At 55.9% G+C, this 20,025-nt stretch carries 16 protein-coding genes and 2 pseudogenes; 9 read left to right on the top strand and 9 right to left on the bottom strand.

Translation table 11 applies throughout. The features are described from left to right. Positions 1 to 3 precede the first annotated feature (3 nt). The 4 genes from cyoB to hmpA all read right to left on the bottom strand — a co-directional run bounded on the left by cyoB (position 4) and on the right by hmpA (position 5,702). On the bottom strand, positions 4 to 2,028 hold the full coding sequence (cyoB, locus tag V6F78_RS16650) for a cytochrome o ubiquinol oxidase subunit I (RefSeq protein WP_047278870.1): 2,025 nt from the start codon (positions 2,026 to 2,028) through the stop codon (positions 4 to 6). A gap of 3 nt (positions 2,029 to 2,031) precedes the next feature. Further along, positions 2,032 to 2,970, bottom strand: a complete 939-nt coding sequence (gene cyoA, locus V6F78_RS16645; RefSeq protein ID WP_047273807.1) for a ubiquinol oxidase subunit II — start codon at positions 2,968 to 2,970, stop codon at positions 2,032 to 2,034. 799 nt (positions 2,971 to 3,769) lie between these two features. Further along, the gene (locus tag V6F78_RS16640; protein WP_047278874.1) at positions 3,770 to 4,279 is read right to left on the bottom strand and encodes a disulfide bond formation protein B; all 510 of its coding nucleotides are present in this window, start codon (positions 4,277 to 4,279) and stop codon (positions 3,770 to 3,772) included. A 241-nt stretch (positions 4,280 to 4,520) separates the two neighbouring features. Continuing rightward, complete coding sequence (hmpA, locus tag V6F78_RS16635) at positions 4,521 to 5,702, bottom strand: NO-inducible flavohemoprotein (protein ID WP_047295473.1); 1,182 nt, start codon at positions 5,700 to 5,702, stop codon at positions 4,521 to 4,523. A 162-nt stretch (positions 5,703 to 5,864) separates the two neighbouring features. Between hmpA and norR the strand changes: the two genes are divergently transcribed. Next, positions 5,865 to 7,412 (top strand): nitric oxide reductase transcriptional regulator NorR, encoded by a 1,548-nt coding sequence (gene norR, locus V6F78_RS16630; protein ID WP_047295474.1) that lies wholly within the window; start codon positions 5,865 to 5,867, stop codon positions 7,410 to 7,412. A gap of 4 nt (positions 7,413 to 7,416) precedes the next feature. Here the strand turns inward: norR and V6F78_RS16625 are convergent. Next, positions 7,417 to 8,270, bottom strand: a protein-coding gene (locus V6F78_RS16625) for an IS5 family transposase (protein WP_094990596.1) whose coding sequence is annotated in 2 segments (ribosomal slippage) — positions 7,417 to 7,926 and positions 7,929 to 8,270 — 852 coding nt in all. Because the reading frame shifts where the segments join, the coding sequence is not laid out codon by codon here. A gap of 430 nt (positions 8,271 to 8,700) precedes the next feature. On the opposite strand from V6F78_RS16625, the gene V6F78_RS16620 reads away from it, so the two are divergent. The 6 genes from V6F78_RS16620 to V6F78_RS16595 all read left to right on the top strand — a co-directional run bounded on the left by V6F78_RS16620 (position 8,701) and on the right by V6F78_RS16595 (position 15,502). Beyond that, complete coding sequence (locus tag V6F78_RS16620; protein WP_257011159.1) at positions 8,701 to 10,545, top strand: flavin monoamine oxidase family protein; 1,845 nt, start codon at positions 8,701 to 8,703, stop codon at positions 10,543 to 10,545. A gap of 286 nt (positions 10,546 to 10,831) precedes the next feature. Then, a complete protein-coding gene (locus V6F78_RS16615) occupies positions 10,832 to 11,719 on the top strand; it encodes a nitrilase family protein (protein WP_047292183.1) in 888 nt (295 codons plus the stop codon). Between the two features lie 112 nt (positions 11,720 to 11,831). Continuing rightward, complete coding sequence (locus V6F78_RS16610) at positions 11,832 to 12,929, top strand: hypothetical protein (protein ID WP_226942093.1); 1,098 nt, start codon at positions 11,832 to 11,834, stop codon at positions 12,927 to 12,929. A 68-nt stretch (positions 12,930 to 12,997) separates the two neighbouring features. Continuing rightward, a complete protein-coding gene (locus tag V6F78_RS16605; RefSeq protein WP_047292181.1) occupies positions 12,998 to 13,987 on the top strand; it encodes an asparaginase in 990 nt (329 codons plus the stop codon). Positions 13,988 to 14,118: 131 nt separating this feature from the next. Then, a complete protein-coding gene (locus tag V6F78_RS16600) occupies positions 14,119 to 15,021 on the top strand; it encodes a chemotaxis protein CheV (protein ID WP_047292179.1) in 903 nt (300 codons plus the stop codon). A gap of 4 nt (positions 15,022 to 15,025) precedes the next feature. Continuing rightward, on the top strand, positions 15,026 to 15,502 hold the full coding sequence (locus V6F78_RS16595) for a GNAT family N-acetyltransferase (RefSeq protein WP_048374738.1): 477 nt from the start codon (positions 15,026 to 15,028) through the stop codon (positions 15,500 to 15,502). Positions 15,503 to 15,506: 4 nt separating this feature from the next. Here the strand turns inward: V6F78_RS16595 and V6F78_RS22470 are convergent. The 4 genes and pseudogenes from V6F78_RS22470 to V6F78_RS16580 form a co-directional block, all read right to left on the bottom strand. Then, positions 15,507 to 16,499: pseudogene (locus V6F78_RS22470) on the bottom strand (methyl-accepting chemotaxis protein); the annotation flags it as partial. A 312-nt stretch (positions 16,500 to 16,811) separates the two neighbouring features. Beyond that, positions 16,812 to 17,093: pseudogene (locus tag V6F78_RS22465) on the bottom strand (PAS domain-containing protein); the annotation flags it as partial. A 152-nt stretch (positions 17,094 to 17,245) separates the two neighbouring features. Beyond that, positions 17,246 to 17,491 (bottom strand): hypothetical protein, encoded by a 246-nt coding sequence (locus tag V6F78_RS16585; RefSeq protein ID WP_070411185.1) that lies wholly within the window; start codon positions 17,489 to 17,491, stop codon positions 17,246 to 17,248. Positions 17,492 to 17,562: 71 nt separating this feature from the next. Continuing rightward, on the bottom strand, positions 17,563 to 17,898 hold the full coding sequence (locus V6F78_RS16580) for a hypothetical protein (protein WP_052959365.1): 336 nt from the start codon (positions 17,896 to 17,898) through the stop codon (positions 17,563 to 17,565). 310 nt (positions 17,899 to 18,208) lie between these two features. Here V6F78_RS16580 and V6F78_RS16575 point away from each other — a divergent pair, with 310 nt between their 5' ends. Together V6F78_RS16575 and V6F78_RS16570 are read left to right on the top strand one after the other, a co-directional pair. Beyond that, positions 18,209 to 18,433 (top strand): hypothetical protein, encoded by a 225-nt coding sequence (locus V6F78_RS16575; protein ID WP_047278885.1) that lies wholly within the window; start codon positions 18,209 to 18,211, stop codon positions 18,431 to 18,433. Positions 18,434 to 18,624: 191 nt separating this feature from the next. Then, entirely contained in the window at positions 18,625 to 19,944 is a 1,320-nt protein-coding gene (locus tag V6F78_RS16570; protein WP_332727860.1) for an OprD family porin, read from the top strand. Positions 19,945 to 20,025: the final 81 nt, after the last annotated feature.

The following is a 20,025-nucleotide window of genomic DNA, read 5'->3' as shown; positions in this document are numbered from 1 at the left end:
GGTTTATGCCTGTTCCAACTTGGTTTCAACACGGGTAGCCGGAATCTTGCCAGCGGCTACCAGACGCTTGTGCTGCTCGGCTTCGATGCGCTCGATGGTTTCCACCGGCACCATGTAGCCTTGGTCATCACGGGCAGCGTGGATCGCGAAGTACGCCACGGTGCCAACCAGGCTGACGATCGCCAACCACCAGATGTGCCAGATCATTGCGAAACCGAATACGGTCAGCAGTGCGCCCATCACCACACCGGTCGCGGTGTTGTTTGGCATGTGGATCGGTTCGTACTTGGCCGGAGCCTGGTACGCCGTACCGTTTTCCTTGGCTTCGGTGAACGGATCGATACCGTCGGCTTTTGGCAATACAGCAAAGTTGTAGAAAGGAGGTGGCGACGAGGTCGACCATTCCAGGGTGTGGCCATTCCATGGATCGCCGAATTCGCAGGCGTTCTCTGGCTTGTTGCGGTCACGGATGCTGACGTACAGCTGGATCAGCTGGCACGCAATACCCACGGCGATCAGTGCAGCACCGACGCACGCCACGTACAGGTAAGGCACCCACTCAGGGTTGGTGGTGGCGTTCAGACGACGGGTCATGCCCATGAAGCCCAGTGCATAGAGCGGCATGAACGCAACGAAGAAGCCGGTGATCCAGAACCAGAACGCTGCCTTGCCCCACTTCTCGTTCAGTTTGAAGCCGAACGCTTTAGGGAAGTAGAAGCTGAAACCTGCGATGTAACCGAATACCGCACCGCCGATGATCACGTTATGGAAGTGAGCAATCACGAACAGGCTGTTGTGCAGTACGAAGTCAGCACCCGGGATGGCCAGCAATACGCCTGTCATACCGCCGATGGCGAAGGTCACCATGAAGCCCAGTGTCCACATCACCTGGCTGGTGAACTGCAGACGGCCGCGGTAGATGGTGAATAGCCAGTTAAATAGCTTCACACCCGTCGGGATGGAAATCAGCATCGTCGCCAGACCGAAGAAGGCGTTGACGCTGGCACCCGAACCCATGGTGAAGAAGTGGTGCAGCCAAACCATGAAGCCCAGGATCGAGATCGCGCCACTGGCGTAGACCATCGAGTGGTGACCGAACAGACGCTTGCCAGTGAAGGTCGAGATGACTTCAGAGAAGATCCCGAACGCCGGCAGAATGAGGATATAAACCTCAGGGTGACCCCACGCCCAGAACAGGTTGACGTACATCATTGGATTGCCACCAAGTTCGTTGGTGAAAATGTGGAAATCCAAGTAACGGTCAAGTGTCAGCAGTGCCAGGGTAGCGGTCAGGATCGGGAACGAAGCCACGATCAGAACGTTTGCCCAGGTGCAGGTCCAGGTGAAGATCGGCATGTCCATGATCTTCATGCCAGGGGTACGCATTTTCAGCACGGTGGCCAGGAAGTTAACCCCGGTTAACGTCGTACCTAACCCCGATAGCTGCAGTGCCCAGATGTAGTAGTCCACACCCACGCCCGGACTGTACGCCAGACCTGACAACGGCGGATACGCAACCCAGCCGGTCTTGGCGAACTCGCCGACGCCCAGCGACAGGTTGACCAGTACCACGCCCGACACCAGGAGCCAGAAGCTCAGGGAGTTCAGGAACGGATAGGCAACGTCACGTGCGCCGATCTGCAGCGGCACTGCCAGGTTCATCAGGCCGGTGAAGAATGGCATCGCCATGAAGATGATCATGATCACACCGTGAGCGGTGAAGATCTGGTCATAGTGTTCAGGTGGCAAGTAGCCAGGCGAACCTTCAGTGGCCATGGCCAGTTGGGTACGCATCATGACGGCGTCGGCAAAGCCACGCAGCAGCATGATCATGGCAACGATGATGTACATCACGCCAATTTTCTTGTGGTCGACTGACGTTAGCCATTCGGTCCACAGGTAGGTCCACTTTTTGTAGTACGTGAGTGCTGCAACCAACGCCAGACCACCGAGCAGAATCATAGCGACGGTAACCATCACTATCGGCTCGTGGAACGGTATGGCGTCCAGACTTAATTTACCAAACATCGTTTACTCCTCTGCCCCGGCAGCTGAATGCGAACTGGTGTCCAAACCTTCGGTCCCGGCCACTTCTTTCTTCTCGTGCTGCACCGGCTTGCCTGGTTTCATGCCTTCATACTTGTCGATGATGGTCTGGAACAGGTTCGGTTTGACCGAGGAGTAGAGCTCAACGGGATTGTTCTGACTTGGCTTGGTCAAGGCTTCGTATTCAGCTGTATCAAGCTGTTTAGGTGACGCTTTGACTTCACTTACCCACGCATCGAACTCAGCCTGGGAAGTCGCGATTGCTTTGAATTTCATGCCAGTGAAGCCCGCACCGCTGTAGTTGGCAGAGATGCCATCGAGCTCGGCGTTCTTGTTAGCAATCAAATGCAGCTTGGTCTGCATACCGGCCATGGCGTAGATCTGACCGCCCAGGCCTGGAATGAAGAACGAGTTCATGACCGTGTCGGACGTGATACGGAAATTAACCGGTGTGTTGGCCGGGAACACGATCTTGTTGACGGTGGCGATACCCTGTTCCGGGTAGATGAACAGCCACTTCCAGTCCATGGCCACCACTTCGATGGTCACAGGCTTGACGTCAGACTCAATCGGACGATACGGGTCCAGCGCGTGGGTCGACTTATACGTGATCACACCCAGCGCGATGATGATCAGGATTGGCACAGTCCAGATCACAACTTCGATCTTGGTGGAGTGAGACCATTTTGGTGCGTAGGTGGCGTTCTTGTTCGACGCGCGGTATTTCCACGCGAAAACAAGGGTCATCAAGATGACCGGCACCACGACCAAGAGCATCAGCAATGTAGCAGTGATGATCAGATTCTTTTCATCGACGCCGATCTGCCCCACCGGATCGAGCAACGTCATATTGCAGCCTCCCAGCAACAACATGCCGAAAAGTGGCAATAAGCCAAAGAGTCTGGGGTACCTTTTTTTAGTCATCTCACGACCTCTAAAACAGCTTGCACAATGCAGTTGGTTTTTTCCGCCAACACTTCACCCTGCCAAGGGTTGGCAATTTTCCGGATTGAATAAGGGCCTGCTTCATCGCGGTGAAGCGACTGGGCAAATCCTGGGTTAGCAGTGATTTCTTATTCGATACTGGGTCAAAGGCCTTGTCAGACCAATTCCATTTGGTGCGGAACTTAGAAGGGTTGCCAGTACCTTGGGAGTCGCATGGGAAGCCTGTAACAACCACCCAGGCGACCTTCAACTTCCCGCTTGGGCTCAGGGATGAGCAGGCTGGACGTTCAGTGCGGGCGATTGTAGTTAGGTAGCTCTCTATAAACCATGTCTCATCCCGAAATAATTATTCTCGGCTGTGGTAACAATCCCCCACTATTATTACGCGCCGCGTTTGAAGCCCCTCCCTGACGCGCCTGTAGCACGCCCTTCCCCCTTAGCTGAATCCGCCCCTTTTTAGCGCACGCAAACTCATCCCCCAACGCGCCAAAACGCCCAAACAAAAAGGCTTGCAGCGTTTTTGATGGCGCCTTGCATGGACCTTTTCAAGCCCTGCTACAGCGTCAAAACGCCTCATGGGTGGTGAAACCAGTGAGACGTTTCAGCTGCGTATTGTGAAATGAAAACATCCCCTGTGACAATTTCTCCGTGACAATATGTCGCAGTGCTGCGCACCCCTTCACTGCGGCGGATCACACCCTCTTCACCTTTTTCATGGACGAAAAAAAGCCTCGTCCTTGCGCACAAGAACGAGGCGGCTGCAACCTGATTTAGGGTTTCAGGCAGGTTTGCTGCGATTGCGGTAAATGCCCAGCGGCACCAGCACGGCCGTCAGAACGAATGCCACCAGCGCCCACTGCGCCAGCGACAGGCCCAGCACAGGGGGATACGGCGTCGAACAGAAGCCATCAACCTGAAAACCCAGCGGGAAGACGGCAGCCAAAGGCAAGCCGTCCACAATCGGTTGCAGGGCATCCAGACCGCAACTGACCGCAGGGTTAGCCAGGATGTACACGTGGCGCCCCGCCGCGACGATCCCGCCAATGGCGCTTAATACCACCAACCCCTCAAACACCGTCATGCTGCGCCGGGTGCGCATGGCCGCGCCAATGAAGGCAAAAATTGCGATCAGCAGTAACGCATAACGTTGCAGGATGCACAGCGGGCAAGGCGCCTCACCGAGCACGACCTGCATATACAGCGCACCACCAATGAGGGCGAGGCAAATCAGCCCCAGCAAGACCAGAAAGCGCTTTTCGCGCCCCAGCCGCATCATGTCGTCCGTCATCGTGTTTCCTTTTGCCTGATTGTCCAAGGGCCGTCCGGCCGTCACAAAGCGCGCAGTTTACACCCAGACCTACAGCATGGATGCAGGACAACTGCAGGAAGAGGATTAACAACGGGCGCGATTAAAGCGCGATTAACAAAAACCCCGCAGCCATCGCCAGTCACACATCACGCTAGGCGCGAAGTCAACAGACGATCACTGCGGGGCTCGTTGGCCGTTGTTGGGCTCGGCCAGTAACGGTTTATTCCAGCGCAGCAGCCGGGCCGAAAAACTCGTAGCGGCTTTGCTTTTCAGGCACACCCAACGCCTTGAGCTGACGCTTGATAGCGCTCATGAAGCCCTTGGGCCCGAGGAAGTAAGCATCGACATCACGATCGGCCGGCAACCATTTTTCCAGCAGTTCAGCGCTCAACAGGCCCACGTGATCGGCGCCCTGCCCCTGCCCGTCATGCTCGGCATAGCAGTAAAAACGCTGCAATTGCGGGTATTGCTCGGCCAGCTCATCCACCCAGCCGCGGAATGCGTGCACCTGAGCGTTACGCGCGCAGTGGATGAAATGGATGGGCCGCTGCGTGGTCAATGCCCTTTCCAGCATCGGCAAGGTCGGCGTAATGCCTACGCCGCCGCTGATCAGCACCAGCGGTTTTTCGCTGTCGGTCAATGTGAACTCACCCGCTGGCGGGAACAACTCCACGACGTCGCCCACTTGCAAACGGTCATGCAGGTAGTTGGACACCACCCCGCCCACCTCGCGCTTGACGCTGATGCGATAACGACCCACCTGCGCCAGCGCCGACAACGAATAGTTGCGACGGGCTTCGACACCGTCGATGTCCAGTTTGAGACCGATGTACTGACCCGGCTCAAATTCAAGGATCGGCTGCTGGTCAACCGGCCGAAAGTAAAAGGACGTGATCTCGGCGCTTTCATCGATCCTGGCAGCCAGCTTGAACGCGCGACCGCCCCGCCAGCCACCCGGCGCAGCGGCCTTGGCATCGTAAATGGCCGCTTCGGCGCCGATCAGGATATCGGCCAGTTGCCCGTATGCCGCGCCCCACGCCGCCACTACTTCAGGGGTCGCGATGTCACTGCCCAGCACTTCTTCGATCGCACGCAACAGGCACTTACCGACAATCGGGTAATGCTCGGGCAGGATTTGCAGTGCCACGTGTTTGTTGATGATCCTGGCGACCAGATCACCCAACTGGTCGAGCTGATCGATGTGGCGGGCGTACATCAGCACCCCGGTGGCCAAGGCGCGGGGCTGATCACCGCTGGCCTGATTGGCCTGATTGAACAACGGGCGTACCTCGGGGTACTCCGACAGCATCATCCGGTAGAAATGGGTGATTAAGGCCTCACCGCCGCTTTCCAGCAGCGGTACGGTGGATTTGACGATGGCACGATCCTGAGCAGTAAGCATAAAGGTGACTCCAGAGCACGTAGGCAGTAACTAAAACTTGATGACCATTGAGGTATCAGAATCCGTGCCAACTTTTAAACCCTTTAAAAACAGTCAGTTAAAACAATATTAGTCATTATGACTCAGGCTGATTTATAGTCGGTTCGACTACATGAGGTCAAAATGACTGCAAAACTTCTGCTCACCACGTTATTGCCCTTGGTCGCTGACCTGTCCCGCGAACTGCCAGAGAGCGAGCGTTACCGCCGCTTGCTTGAGGCCATGCGCGCTCTGCTGCCGTGCGATGCCGCCGCCTTGCTGCGCCTTGATGGCGAGTGGCTGGTGCCGCTGGCGGTTGACGGCCTGAGCCTCGACACCCTCGGACGACGCTTCAAGGTCAGCGAACACCCGCGCTTTGACGTATTGCTCAGCAGCCCCGGCCCGACACGATTTCCCAGTAATTGCGACCTCCCCGACCCGTACGACGGCCTGGTGAACGGGCTGGCCGAGCATCTTGAAATTCACGATTGCATGGGTTGCCCGCTGTTCATTGACGAGAAACCCTGGGGGCTGCTGACCCTGGATGCCCTGGACCCTAAACGCTTCGAACCCATCGAGCTGGATGCCCTGCAAGCCTTCGCCAGCCTCGCGGCCGCTACGGTAAACGTGGCCCAGCGTATTGAACGGCTGGCGTTGCGGGTGGAAGACGAACAACTCAAGGCCGAGCTGTACCGGCAGGCCAACGGCTCCCCCCACAAAGAATTGATAGGCCAGAGCAAAACCCACAAACGCCTGATCGACGAAATCGCGCTGGTGGGCAGCAGTGACCTGACGGTCCTGATCACCGGCGAAACGGGTGTGGGCAAAGAGCTGGTGGCGCAAGCGATTCATGCCGCCTCACCACGCGCTGACAAACCGATGATCAGCCTCAATTGCGCGGCGCTGCCCGACACGTTGGTCGAAAGCGAACTGTTCGGCCACGTACGCGGCGCCTTCACCGGCGCCACCAACGATCGGCGGGGCAAATTCGAACTGGCCAACGGCGGCACGCTGTTCCTCGACGAAGTGGGCGAACTGTCACCCACCGTACAAGCCAAACTGCTGCGCGTGCTCCAGAGCGGCCAGTTGCAACGTTTGGGATCGGATCAGGAGCACCGCGTTGACGTTCGCCTGATCGCCGCCACCAACCGCGACCTTGCTGAAGAAGTGCGCAGCGGCCGCTACCGCGCCGACTTCTACCATCGCCTCAGCGTCTACCCACTTAAAGTACCCGCCCTGCGCGAACGCGGGCGCGACGTGTTACTGCTCAGCGGCTTCTTCCTTGAGCAAAACCGCTCACGCATGGGCCTGGGCAGCTTACGCCTGAGCCCCGACGCGCAAGCCGCGCTGGTGCATTACGACTGGCCGGGCAACGTGCGCGAGCTGGAACACCTCATCGGCCGCAGCGCCCTCAAAGCCCTGGGCAACTGCCCGACACGCCCGCGCATACTGACCCTCACCGCCCACGACCTGGACCTACCCTCCACCCGCGTCACCGAGGCGGCCCAACCCACACCCACCGCACTGCCCGAGACAACCGGCGACTTGCGCCAAGCGACTGAGCACTACCAAAGAAACCTCATCAGCGCCTGCCTGGAGCGCCATCAACACAACTGGGCCAGCGCCGCACGCGAACTGGGACTGGACCGGGCCAATCTGGGGCGACTGGCCAAGCGGTTGGGGTTGAAATAGGTCCTTAGGCTCTGTACGAAAAGTAATGTCGTAAACATCGCATGGCGCAGGCCAGAGAGACCATCGCCGCATAACTTTTCGCGAGTTTGTCGAAGCGCGTAACGATGCGGCGGTTCTCCTTCAGCCAGCCAAACATACGCTCGATGATATTGCGCTGTCGGTACTTGGGACGATCAAACAATCTCGGTAACCCCGGCTTAGGTTTGCGCTTCATACTGTGCAGAGGAATCACCGGCTGCATCCGATACCGGTCGCAGTAGCGACGCAACGCTTCACCGTCATAGCCTTTGTCCGCCAGCAACCATCGGCAGCGATTGCTAGGGCGACCGCGCAAGCTGGGTATGTACGCTTCGTCGAGCAACGGCTGAGCGTAAGCAATGTCACTGGCCTGTCCACCGGATAATAGGAACTTCAGCGGGACACCGTTGGCATCGCACAGCATATGGATTTTGGTTGTCAGGCCGCCCCGGCTGCGCCCGAGCGCATGATCTTGCGGTTCTTCAGGCCCCCTTTTTTCCCAGCATCAGATGAGGCCCGGGTTGCTCGTACTGCGGTGGAGTCAATCATCCAGGTCTCCAGATCAATTAACCCTTGCTCGTTGAGTTTGATGTGAAGCCGCTTGAGCATCTGGTCAAACGCTCCGCGATTGCGCCAATCACGGATGCGCTGATAAACCGTCGACCATGGGCCAAAGCGCTCAGGCATATCGCGCCAGGCAGCGCCAGAACAGAGCACCCAGAGGACGCCGTTGAGCATCATGCAATCATCTGCTCGTGGGCGCCCACTGCGGCGGGGTTCATAGAAGATGTCTGCAACCAAATCCCAGGCGGCGTCGGGGAGTTTGTATCGTTTGGCCATCGTGGGCTCCTGCCTTTGATGGTCGCGGACTTTACTGAAACTCGGCGCCTGCGGAATTCAATTTGGTTTCGGCTGATTTCGTACAGAGCCTAAAAAAATCCGAGGCTGACACAAACAGCGAGACTTAGAACAGCAAAAGGTTACTCGGTCATAACATGCATACCATCGCAAATCATGTAACTCCGCCATACGAAGAATACTGACAACACTCCACCGAAAAATTATTCAATTTAGAAATATTAAAAACTCTAAACATGTACCACCTCAGCCACACCATGCACATCTAAAATTCGCCTCATAGACAACAACTAATTATGGAATGATCACCGTGACGATTGGATCTACCTATGACTATCCCGCCTTTGCTGCCAAGCAACAAATTGAACACCTAGAAAGTGGATGAAGGGGACGTTTCCCAGGGCCACCGGATCTGTGCTTCAACTATCGAAAATTAGTTGAGCAACAATTTGGAATCGCCAACTCAACACAACCAGATTATAAAATCTGCATCGTGGGTGCTGGCATTACGGGATTGACTGCTGCACACGAACTACTTCGCTGCGGCTTTACCAACATCACATTAATTGAACAATCCAATCGCATTGGCGGGCGTCACTTCTCAATTGTAAGTCATGACCATTCTCCATTACTAGGCAGTACTCCCTTTGAGATGGGTGCTATGCGTTTACCTCTCTTCAACAAAGCCGGCGAACCTCCCACTGAGGGCCAATCATTAATGGCCTATTACAGCAAACTATTCGAACTATCACTTTCAGACTTCCCTAACCCTGGCACACCGCACGTTAGAAGTACCGGGATTTATTTGCAAGAAGGAAAACTTGAAGATCAACCCGAACCTCAAATGCTGATTTGGAAAAATCCGGAGGGTCATACCCCACCTCCTGGCGAGAAACTCTCTGGTATATATAAAAAATGGCGCCGTTTCGCAGACCAAATGACAGATACCGTGGCACGAATATATGGAACTTCAGACTGGGAGTCTACATGGGCAGCTATCGTTGCACGCTATCAAAACCTTCCCTTCCGTGAATTAGTGACGTTACCGGCTCTTTCAAAGTGGTCATCGAATACACCGGGAGATTTCGGCGGACTGGGAATGAGTACGGAAGAGTCGGCCATTTTTTACTCTATAGGGATTGGAGATGGTAGCTGGGGAGCTTTTTATGACATTTGCTGCCTCTACCCTCTCCGCACGGCAATTTTTGGTTTTAGTAGCAATTTGCAGCTGATACATGGCCGAATTGACACCGAGGGCAATCCAAAGCCCTCTCCGTATTTGGGAGATGATTCTCTGAAAGACTCGAATAATTTAAGTTTTCAACCACCCCGGTATCTTGGTCTGGCAGCCCTTGACGAGTGTATGTTGTTCATGAAAACAAGCCTATCCGGCGTTTCTTTTTACGACCATTGCCTGAAGCGCGGAAGTGGATTTTTAACTGACTCTTCAGTGACTCGCTTAAGCAAGCTCGAAAATGGACAAATTCGAGTAACATATGATTGGAATATCTCCAATCCTACTGAAAAGTCTGAACGGAGCGATAACTTCGATGCAGTCATTATGACCCTGCCATCATGGATAATCGAGACACATATTCAATTAGAAAATTTCAGCCAATCCATGTTACCGCACTCAATTATCAATGCATATAAAAGCGCCCATTGGGAAACCAGTTGCAAGATCTACGCCCCACTAAAAAAGAATTTTTTATCTGAAAATAAAAAAATACCACAAACAATCGTAACTGATAGCTTTATTCACGATGTGTACACCTACAGGTATCACGAAAACTATCCATACGACTGTATATTACTTAGCTACACATGGGAAGATGACGCAACCAAATTAGCCTCTTTCGAGGATCAAGAATTAACTACCAAATGCCTAGCCGAGCTTGATCGCATCCTATTGCGCTCAGGAAATATAAAAACGCCTATCTCACCCTTCATTGATTCAAAAAAATCATTTGTGCAGCGCTGGATGACTGACAAAAACGCATTAGGATGCGCAAAACTATATCGCGCAGGGACCTATTACGATGCGGTCAGCCTCATGAAATACAACCGAGACCATGCTCATATATCAGGACTCTATCTATCAGGCGAATCTTTTTCTGTTGATGCCGGCTGGACCGAACCTTGCCTTAGAGGGGCAATTGATGCTGTCATTAACTTATGCAACACAACTCATGCCATGTTTAACGGCGGATTCAGACTAGAGAATTACCCCGAATATCAAACAAGACCAAAGATATAAATCATCGCCCACCCACAACCTAAGACTCCAAACACAACTAAAAAATATTAACCAATAAACTTACAAAATCAGCATCAGGTTCACAATAAAATTTATTACTATTCATTAAAAATTGTACCATCAGCAGTGCAAACAGAATTCAAACCTTCATGGCGTAGGAAATATTGACCTACCTTACCAAGATGCGGGCAACGTACTACAAGCCGAGAAGACGCCGCCGATAGACGCCAGAGCTGACAAATCCTCTTACTGAACACCTTCATACCAACAAGAAAGGGTGTCAGTCATGAGCAAAGCTGTCAGCGGTGTGCGCGTTGCCGTGGTGCAATTTGATCCGCAAGTTGGCACCCGGCATCGCCAAACCAACCTTGATAACAGTCTGGATCTTGCCAAGGAAGCCGTCGCAAACGGGGCGAATTTGATTGTGCTTCCCGAACTGACCAATACCGGCTATTCGTTCGCAGATCGGCAGGACGCCTTCCTGCATGCAGAGATCATCCCGGACGGCCCCAGTACGCAGGCATGGTGTGATTTCGCTTCCCGACATCAGATTTATCTGGTGGCCGGGCTGGCGGAACGTGGGGGGATGCAGTTGTTTGACACCGCCCTGCTGATCGGGCCGGACGGTTATATCGGCAAATATCGCAAAGCCCACTTATGGAATCGAGAAAAGCTGTGGTTCACACCGGGCAATCTGGGTTTCCCTGTGTTTGAAACGCCAATTGGGCGCATTGGCCTGCTGATCTGCTGGGATATCTGGTTTCCGGAGGTGCCGCGACTGCTGACCCAGCAAGGCGCCGATATCATTTGCAGCCTGAACAACTGGGTCTGGACCCCGCCGCCACTGTTCGATGAGGCGGGAAAATGCATGGCCTCCTACCTCACGATGACCGCAGCCCACGTTAATAACGTGTTTATCGCGGCAGCCAATCGTATCGGCGAAGAACAGGGCGAGCGCTTTTTGGGGTGCTCGCTGATCGCTGGCACCAATGGCTGGCCCATTGGCGAGATCGCGCCGGCAGATACCCAGACCATTCTTTACGCCGATATCGATCTGGCCAGCGCACGCAGCGCGCCGATCTGGAACAACCTGAACGATCTGCACCGGGATCGTCGCACTGACGTGTATGACGAGATGCTGGGTTATTGCTATCACCCTTGCTTTCCACGCTGATGGGAGTGCCACCATGGACTCCTCACCAGTACGCGATACATCACGCGCGGCTGCCCGTCTGGCAGGGGCCATCATGGCTGCCGCATTGGCCATCGTTTTTTTTTCGATCTGGATGACGCTGAGCTATACGGACTCAAATACGGGACACTGGCCAAGCTATGGCGAGATGATGGCTGCGCTGCCGTCCCCGATGTCCTGGCTACGCTGGGTACTCGGAGACATCACCGAGGTCGCGTTCTATAAGCATGAATTGGCTTCATTCGGTTTGCTGCTCGGGGCCGCTTTGGGCTACTGGACCAGCCGATACGCACCTGCGTGGCAAGGCTTCAGCATCAGTTACGGCTCGGGGCTGTGGCCATGGCTGGTGACCAGTTCCCTGCTGGGTTTGTTACTGAGCAATGCGTTGTGGGGCTGGACTCTGTCCGCCGATACCTGGCAACCCACATTCGCAGCGTTTGTATCGCTGCCTGCCGCCATGGTTCTGTTCTTTGGTGGAGGCTGGAAAGTAACCCTTAACGGTGCCGTCCTGGGTGCGCTATTCGTCACTCCGGCTTGCCTGTTATTCGTCAATTACCTGTGCGCGCCTTTGGGATTACCCGTGGTTATTGGCAATGTACTGGGGATGGCTGTCGGTAGCGCGGCAGCTTTTATGCTGTGTCGTGCAATGCCTGTTCTGGTGAATCGGCCGTCAGAATCTGCACCTGAACGTGCTCAACCTCCCGCGAGAAAGGCACCGGATTACGGGTTGTTATGGACGATGCGCCGGGTTCTGGCGGACTTTTCCGAAGCGCCTTTCTTTGGTAATGAGTGGGCGAGTCTGGGTTTATTAGTGGGCGTGCTGCTGGCCTACGGGTTAAACCCCTTGAGTCCCGCCTATGGGTCAGGCTTGGTGCTGCATCTGGTTGCAGGGCAAGCCTTGACCTCTTTGCTGGGGGTGACGATGTGGCGCCATCAATGGAAAAAAAGAGGCTGGTATCCCACGTATGTCCCACTGGTCTCCGTGGTACCGGCCGCTGTGCTGACCTGCGGCGGCAGTGCAACGGTGGTGATCATCAGTGCCTTTCTTGGGGCCTTAATGGCACCGCCATTGGCCTGCGCCATTGCTCAACGGTTACCAACGTACGTACACCCTTACATCGGCAACGTCCTGTCGATGGCAATCAGTACGTTGCTGATTGTTCCAGCCCTTTGCTTTTGGGTCTCCAATTAACCTTTTTGCCAGCCATCGTGGCGGGTTTAAATCTGTGAAACCTGCCTCTACGTATCAGTGAGGAACGCATGATTCGACCGACAATTGCCATCGCAACACTGGGCGGCACCCTCAGCATGCAATGCGTGGAGCCGGGCGAAGGCGTTACTCCGTCGCTGGGCGGTAATGAGTTGCTGGCCTCTGTGCCTGAAGTGGCTAGATTAGCCCACATACGGCTCAAAACGCTGAGCCTGTTACCCAGCGCCTCAGTGGATTTTGAGCTTTTGTTGGAGGTGCTGGCATGGGCCAATGAGCAGATCAACCTGGGCGCTGAAGGCGTGGTTATTACCCAGGGAACCGACACCCTTGAAGAATCCGCAACGTTTTTCGAGTACGTGTGGGCGCACGATGCGCCCTTGGTTTTAACGGGCGCAATGCGCTCAGCCAGCGAGACCGGTGCTGACGGTCCTGCCAATCTGCTGGATGCCTGCCGTGTGGCGATAAGTGGGTCGAGTAAAGGCAGGGGTGTCTTGGTGGTCATGAATGGCGAAATTCACGCATCACTCTCGGTTCGTAAAACCCATACCCTGGCCCTGAATGCTTTCACCTCTGCGACACTCGGCCCTGTGGGATTGATGATCGAGCGCACGCCCCGCTTTCTGCGCCCCGGTAATGCCCGAATGACACTGCCCTTACCCTCCTGCACAACGCACAAAATCGCGTTACTGGAAGCCTCACTATCAGCTGACACCCTCATTCTTGAGCGGTTGGAGCAGATGGGGTATCAAGGCGTGGTGATTGCGGGTTTGGGGGCTGGTCATGTCAGTGAGCAGTGGTCATGCGCGCTACAGGCGATTGCGATCAACCTCCCTGTCATCGTGGGTTCGCGCACGGGGGCCGGGACAACGGCTTTCCACACTTACGGATTCGCGGGCGGGGAAATCGATTTAATCCGCAAGGGTGTGTATCTGAGCGGATTTCTCTGCCCACGAAAAGCCCGGATATTACTCTGGCTACTGATCGGATGCGGCCAACTGTCAAAACTGAACGATTTTCTTGCCCATGGCCAAGGCTGTTAAACGTCATCCACCCTAAACCGGGATTGATCCGGGGGTTTTGCTAAAGCCCCTTCCAATCAGGTCGATAACCCTGTATCGCTCGCCGCTGTTGGCTTATGGCCCGCGCGCATTTCTTTACACAGAAGGTTTTTATGTCATCCCACAACGCCCGCGCAGATTCTCTTTCGCTTCTGCTGTTCACTTTGCGCAGCGGCAAGCTGATGGCGATTAACTTGCTCAAGGTCAGCGAAATCATCCCCTGCCCGCCACTGACGAAAATGCCGGAGTCGCACCCGCATGTGAAAGGCATTGCCGTGCTGCGCGGGGCGTCGCTGGCGGTGATTGACTTGAGTCGCGCCATCGGTGAGCAGCCGCTGGAAGACCCCAACGGTGGCTGCCTGATCGTCACGGATGTCAGCCGCTCCAAGCAGGGGCTGCATGTGCAGGCGGTGAGCAAGATCATTCATTGCCTGAGTACCGACATCCGCCCGCCGCCCTATGGTTCGGGCGGTTCGCGCTCGTTCATTACCGGCGTGACGCGGGTCGATGACGTGCTGGTGCAGGTGTTGGACATCGAAAAAGTGATTCACGGCATTGCGCCTTCGCAGATCGTTGAGGACCCGGACGCCGTGACCATGGAAGAAGCGCAATTGCTGGCCAATGCACGGATTCTGGTGGTCGATGACAGTCAGGTCGCCCTGCAACAATCTGTGATTACCCTGCGCAATCTGGGCTTGCAGTGCCACACCGCTCGCAGCGCCAAAGAAGCTATCGACCGCTTGCTGGAACTGCAGGGCACGAAAGATCAGATCAACCTGGTGGTGTCGGACATCGAAATGTCCGAGATGGATGGCTACGCCTTCACCCGAACGCTGCGCGAAACCCCGGACTTCAATCACTTGTATGTGTTGTTGCACACCTCGCTCAACAGCGCCATGAACAGCGAGAAAGCGCGCCTGTCCGGGGCAAATGCGGTGCTGACCAAGTTCTCGTCGCCAGACCTGACCAAGTGCCTGATTGAAGCCGCCCGTACCGTCGCTGCTCAAGGGTATTGAACCCGTGAGCGGGGCGTGCCTGCTGCTGCGCAAGGACTTGCGCGCCCCTTTGCCGCCCGCTCAGCCCTGGCCTGAAGGCTTCACGCTGAGCACCCTCAACCCGAGCCTGATTGAGCCGGTTCATGCCTTGCTTGTTGCGGGCTACGCCGACGGACAGGGCAGCGTGCTCCCCTTGCAGGCATGGCAGCAGGCGCTGGGCCGCGATGCCGACTACGATCCCACGCTGTGTTTTGTGCTGCGACACGCCGCACGCGTGGTGGGGGTTGCGCAGGCCTGGACCAGCGCGTACCTGAAGGATTTGGTGGTTCACCCTGCGTATCGCGGGCGCGGACTGGGCAGCACGCTGCTGGAACATGTGTTTCTTGCGTTCCGCCAGCGTGGCGAAGCCTGTGTCGACCTCAAGGTCATGGAGCACAACCTCAAGGCCCGCAACCTGTACGCCCGCCACGGCATGGTTTGGGTCCAGCGCGAAACGCTGTGACGGCCTAGCGCCGGGACTGCCAGAAGTCCTGAGCCAGACTGCGCAAGGCTGCCGCCAGAGCGGACACATCCCCGGAGTTGCGCTGGCTCTGTTGCCCGGCGTTGACCGTGACCTCACAGGCGCTGCGAATCCCCGCGATGTTGCGGTTGATGTCTTCACTGACCACGCTTTGCTCTTCGACGGCCGAGGCTATCTGCACGCTCATTTCGGTGATTCTTTTGATTTGCAGGCTGATGCCGTCCAGCGCACTGCTGGCCAATTGCGCTTGGCTGGCGCTGCTTTGCGCGTACTCGCTGCTTTGCTGCATCACCTGCACCGCGGCCCGCGCACCGTTTTGCAGGGTGCTGATCATCTGCTGAATTTCGCTGGTGGACTGCTGAGTGCGCTGCGCCAGACCGCGCACTTCGTCCGCCACAACCGCAAATCCGCGCCCCTGATCGCCCGCACGGGCCGCTTCAATGGCGGCGTTGAGCGCCAGCAGGTTGGTTTGCTCCGCAATGCTGCGTATGACCTCCAACACCGATGAAATATCACTGCTGTGGTTTTCGAGGTGATGAACCACTTCAGTGGCTCGCACCAGTTCAGTGGCCAAATGCTGCGCCGAGGTGCGACTTCTGATCACCAGGTCGTAGCCTTCGCGGGTTTCATGCTCGACACGATCAGCCGCCTGCGAAGCCTGCTGCGCATTGTTTGCCACTTGGGCCACGCTGGCCGCCATTTCATTAATGGCGATGGCGACCTGATCGGTTTCCAGTTGCTGATGCAGGGTGCTGTTGTGGCTGCTTTGCAGGTGTTCCACCAGTTCACCGGCGTGCCCGGCCAAACGCTGGGAAGCGTCACCGATACGCCCGACCACAGCCCCGACCTGGGCTTGCAACATGTGCAGTGCGAACTCGATCTGCCCGAGTTCGTCTTGGCGGCCGGTATAGATCTGCTGGCTCAATGGGTTATCCCCCACGTCCTTGGCGCGACGGGCCAAAGCGTTCAAAGGTTTGAGCACCCATGCGATGGCGGCCGAACTGAGCACGCTGCCCGCCAGCCAGAGCCCTAAACCCGCTGGCGGATTAATCTGCGGCAACATCACCGTGCCGATCGCCATGACAGCACCCAACACGGCACTGACCAATAACGCTATTTTGCTGGTCAACCCCAACGTGGGCAGACGCTTCCACAGCGGCATCGGCCCTGCGCGCAGACCGGCATAACACGCTTCAGCCACCGCAACCCGCTCCGGGGTTGGGTGAGTACGCACCGATTGATACTCGACGGTTTCGCCGTTTTGCATGACCGGCGTGACGTAGGCGCTGACCCAATAATGGTCGCCATTCTTGCAGCGGTTTTTCACCATCCCCATCCATGAGCGTCCAGCCTTGAGCGTCTGCCACATATGGCTGAAGGCAGCGGCGGGCATGTCGGGGTGACGCAGCACGTTGTGGGGGCTGCCCAGCAACTCACTCAACTCATACCCGCTGACGTTTATAAAGTCGGGGTTGGCGTAGGTGATACGGCTGTCGAGGTCGGTGGTGGAGAGGATGTTAGCGTCGGGTGCAAAATCAACGGATCGGCCGGTAATCGGTAGATTGATTTTCATAACAGGCGCGCTCGAAATATTGGGAGGAGTCGGCAGGGCTGTCGACTCTAAGCGCACCCATTAACGAAATACTGATCTGGCGCAGGTTCGCCGACGTTAATCGGTAAACCACTGAAAATCGGCGATATGCGCCGGTTTTCCGACGTCAAAAATTAACGTTTGCCCATGGTTTTACGGGTGCCATGGGGTGGCGCGCCCGGGGTTTTGTCATGACCGCCCTTGCCCGACTTTTGATACCAGGGCTGGTTGTCTTTTTTGGCCTGGGCGAATGCCGACGGGTTGAACGGAAAGCTGAATGCAGGAACGGCCGATTTGTCGGCGGCGTTCGCAGTGGTTTCCAGCTCGGCCTGTTCAGCCGCGAGGGTTTCAGGAGCCGTCGGTTGTTTGGAGGAAGTCATGAAAGCTCCGGAGGATGCGGGGTAGGAAGAAAGCCGCGCAGTATACCTGCCATCCTCTCCCCGCGTTGCACTCAGAGGTAGGAAATAGTCAGCACGCCGTTGCGCACACCTTGCTCTTCACTGTAGGCGGGAGTATTTAGCTTCTGATAGGACGCGACAAACGGTAAATGTCCCGTGCGGCAGGCATTGCTCGCCATGTTCACCGCCAACACCACATTGGGCGCGACTTCGATCAACTGCGTTTTGTTGCCATAATCCACGGCTCCCGAACGACCATGCTCACACCCTGCTTCCACAATCCTGCCTTGAAAATGGACGGTGCCACTCATGGCAGCCGTTTCAGACACCGCCTCATTGGACAGCCCGAACAACACACAAGCCGCCAGCCCCAGCGCACATACTTTCATTCACATCCCCCCGGTCCAGAGACGCATCGACGCCCCTCTCTAATAACCAGCGCATCGGCCAAAACCTTGTTTTCTTTAGGGTTAAGTACGGCTGTGATTCAAGCCTGATTGCCGCCCGCATCTCGGTGAAGGCAAAGATTGAACCGGGCTGATGAAACGCTGGATCGGCGCACTGCCTCTAGTCCGCCCGTCTTGACGTTTGTTACTCAAAACGCAAAAGTCCTTATCCAGAGCAGGGCTTTTTCGGGGTGGGGGTTGCCTATATTTTGATCGCACCACACAGAACTTGCTCAGCAAGAAGGTCTTTGAAATGTCCAGCAGTATGGGTATGGCCAGCGTTTTCGCTTTGTCGTCTTTGTTGTTGTCGCCTTTGGCCATGGCGGAAGAATCGCCAGCGTTTGTTGCACAAAATGCAGCCCGCGCAGCCGCCTTTGAACAGCACCAAAAAGAACTCGCCGCCAGCCACCAACACGAGGCACAGCCTCAGCACACACAGGTTAAAGCCAGCACCAGCGATGACAGCAAGGACAGCTGATTCCTTCCAGGAAGTCTTCCCGACCCAGTCAGTCACGGCCTTTATATGTGACTGATTGTTTCAAAAGCCGCTACTATAGCGGCTTTTTTTTGTTCTCAAAAAAGCCGTCACGGCGTTTGGCGTCTTTCAAAAAGAGTCCGAATTTCTAACGACAATAAAAACTGCCATCACCCAAAAGGAGCTACTGACCGGTGAAGAACGCACTCAAATTCAGCCCGCTATTCCTAGCGCTGGCTGCAACGATCCCGACCCTTACTTACGCCGATGATGAAACGGCCAAAGACGGCTTTTTTGAAGGTTCGAGCCTCAAGCTGCATTTTCGCAATTACTACATGAACCACGATATTCGCAGCCCCAAAGCGGATGACAGTAAAGAGTGGGGCCAAGGGGTCATCGGGCGGTTCGAGTCGGGCTTTACCCAAGGTGTGGTGGGCTTCGGGCTAGACGCTTACGGCATGCTCGGTCTGAAACTCGACGGCGGTGGCGGTACGGACGGCAGCAGCATCCTGCCGGTCAGCGACGGTAGTGGCAAAGCGCCTACCGCGTTTTCGTCCGCTGGCGCTGCGCTAAAAATGCGCGTCTTTGACACTGAGTTGAAAGCGGGCGACATGTTCCTCACCAACCCGGTGATCGCCGGTGGCGAGACGCGCATGCTGCCGCAGACCTTCCGCGGTGTGACACTGACTAATCACAGCCTGGATGGCTGGATGTTCGAAGGCGGCCAGGTCAGCTTCGAAAAACCTTACAACCAGAGCGGCATGCGCCGCCTGACGACCATGTATGGCAACCTCGATGGTCAGAGCAGCAAGCACATGAACTGGGCTGGCGCCTCGTGGAGCGGCGTGCCTGAACTCACCAGCAACCTGTATGCGGCCGAGCTGCAAGACATCTGGAACCAGTACTACTACGATCTGGATTACACCTACGCCCTGACCGATAGCGTCAGCCTGAACCCGGGGCTGCACTTCTATCACACTCAGGACACAGGCAAGGCCCTGCTGGGTGACATCGACAACAACACCTTCAGCCTGCATTTTGCCGTGGCTGTCGCCGGGCATACGGTGACCGCGGTGTACCAGCGGGTCAATGGCAACACGCCGTTTGACTACATCTATCAGGGCGACAGCGTTTATCTGGATAACTCGCAGCAGTATTCGGACTTCAACGGGCCGAACGAACGCTCGTGGAAGCTTCAATACGAATATGACTTTGCCGGCGTGGGCCTGGCCGGGCTGACGTCCATGATTTCGTACTCGCGCGGTGAACTTGACCTGACCAAGGTTGACCCCAACAGCGTGGGTTACGGCAATTGGTACAACGCTGACGGCAAGCACGCCAAACACTGGGAACGCGACCTGACCGTCAAATATGTGCTGCAGGAAGGCCCGGCGAAAGACCTAGGCGTCGCGTTGCGCTGGTCGGCCAACCGGGGCAATGAGGCGTATCAGGCGGTCGACAGCAATGTCGATGAATACCGCGTCATCATCGACTATCCTCTTGATGTGTTTTAAACCCTGATACAAAGCCAGCGTTTACGCTGGCTTTTTTGTGGGGGTGTGCTCATTTAGGGGCTGTCTAGAGGCCGACCGCAG

The sequence above is a fragment of the Pseudomonas sp. ESBL9 genome, assembly GCF_036668715.1.
Classification (GTDB): domain Bacteria; phylum Pseudomonadota; class Gammaproteobacteria; order Pseudomonadales; family Pseudomonadaceae; genus Aquipseudomonas; species Aquipseudomonas lundensis.
The sequence above is the reverse complement of the archived record's forward strand: the minus strand, read 5'-3'. Positions and strand labels throughout refer to the sequence as shown.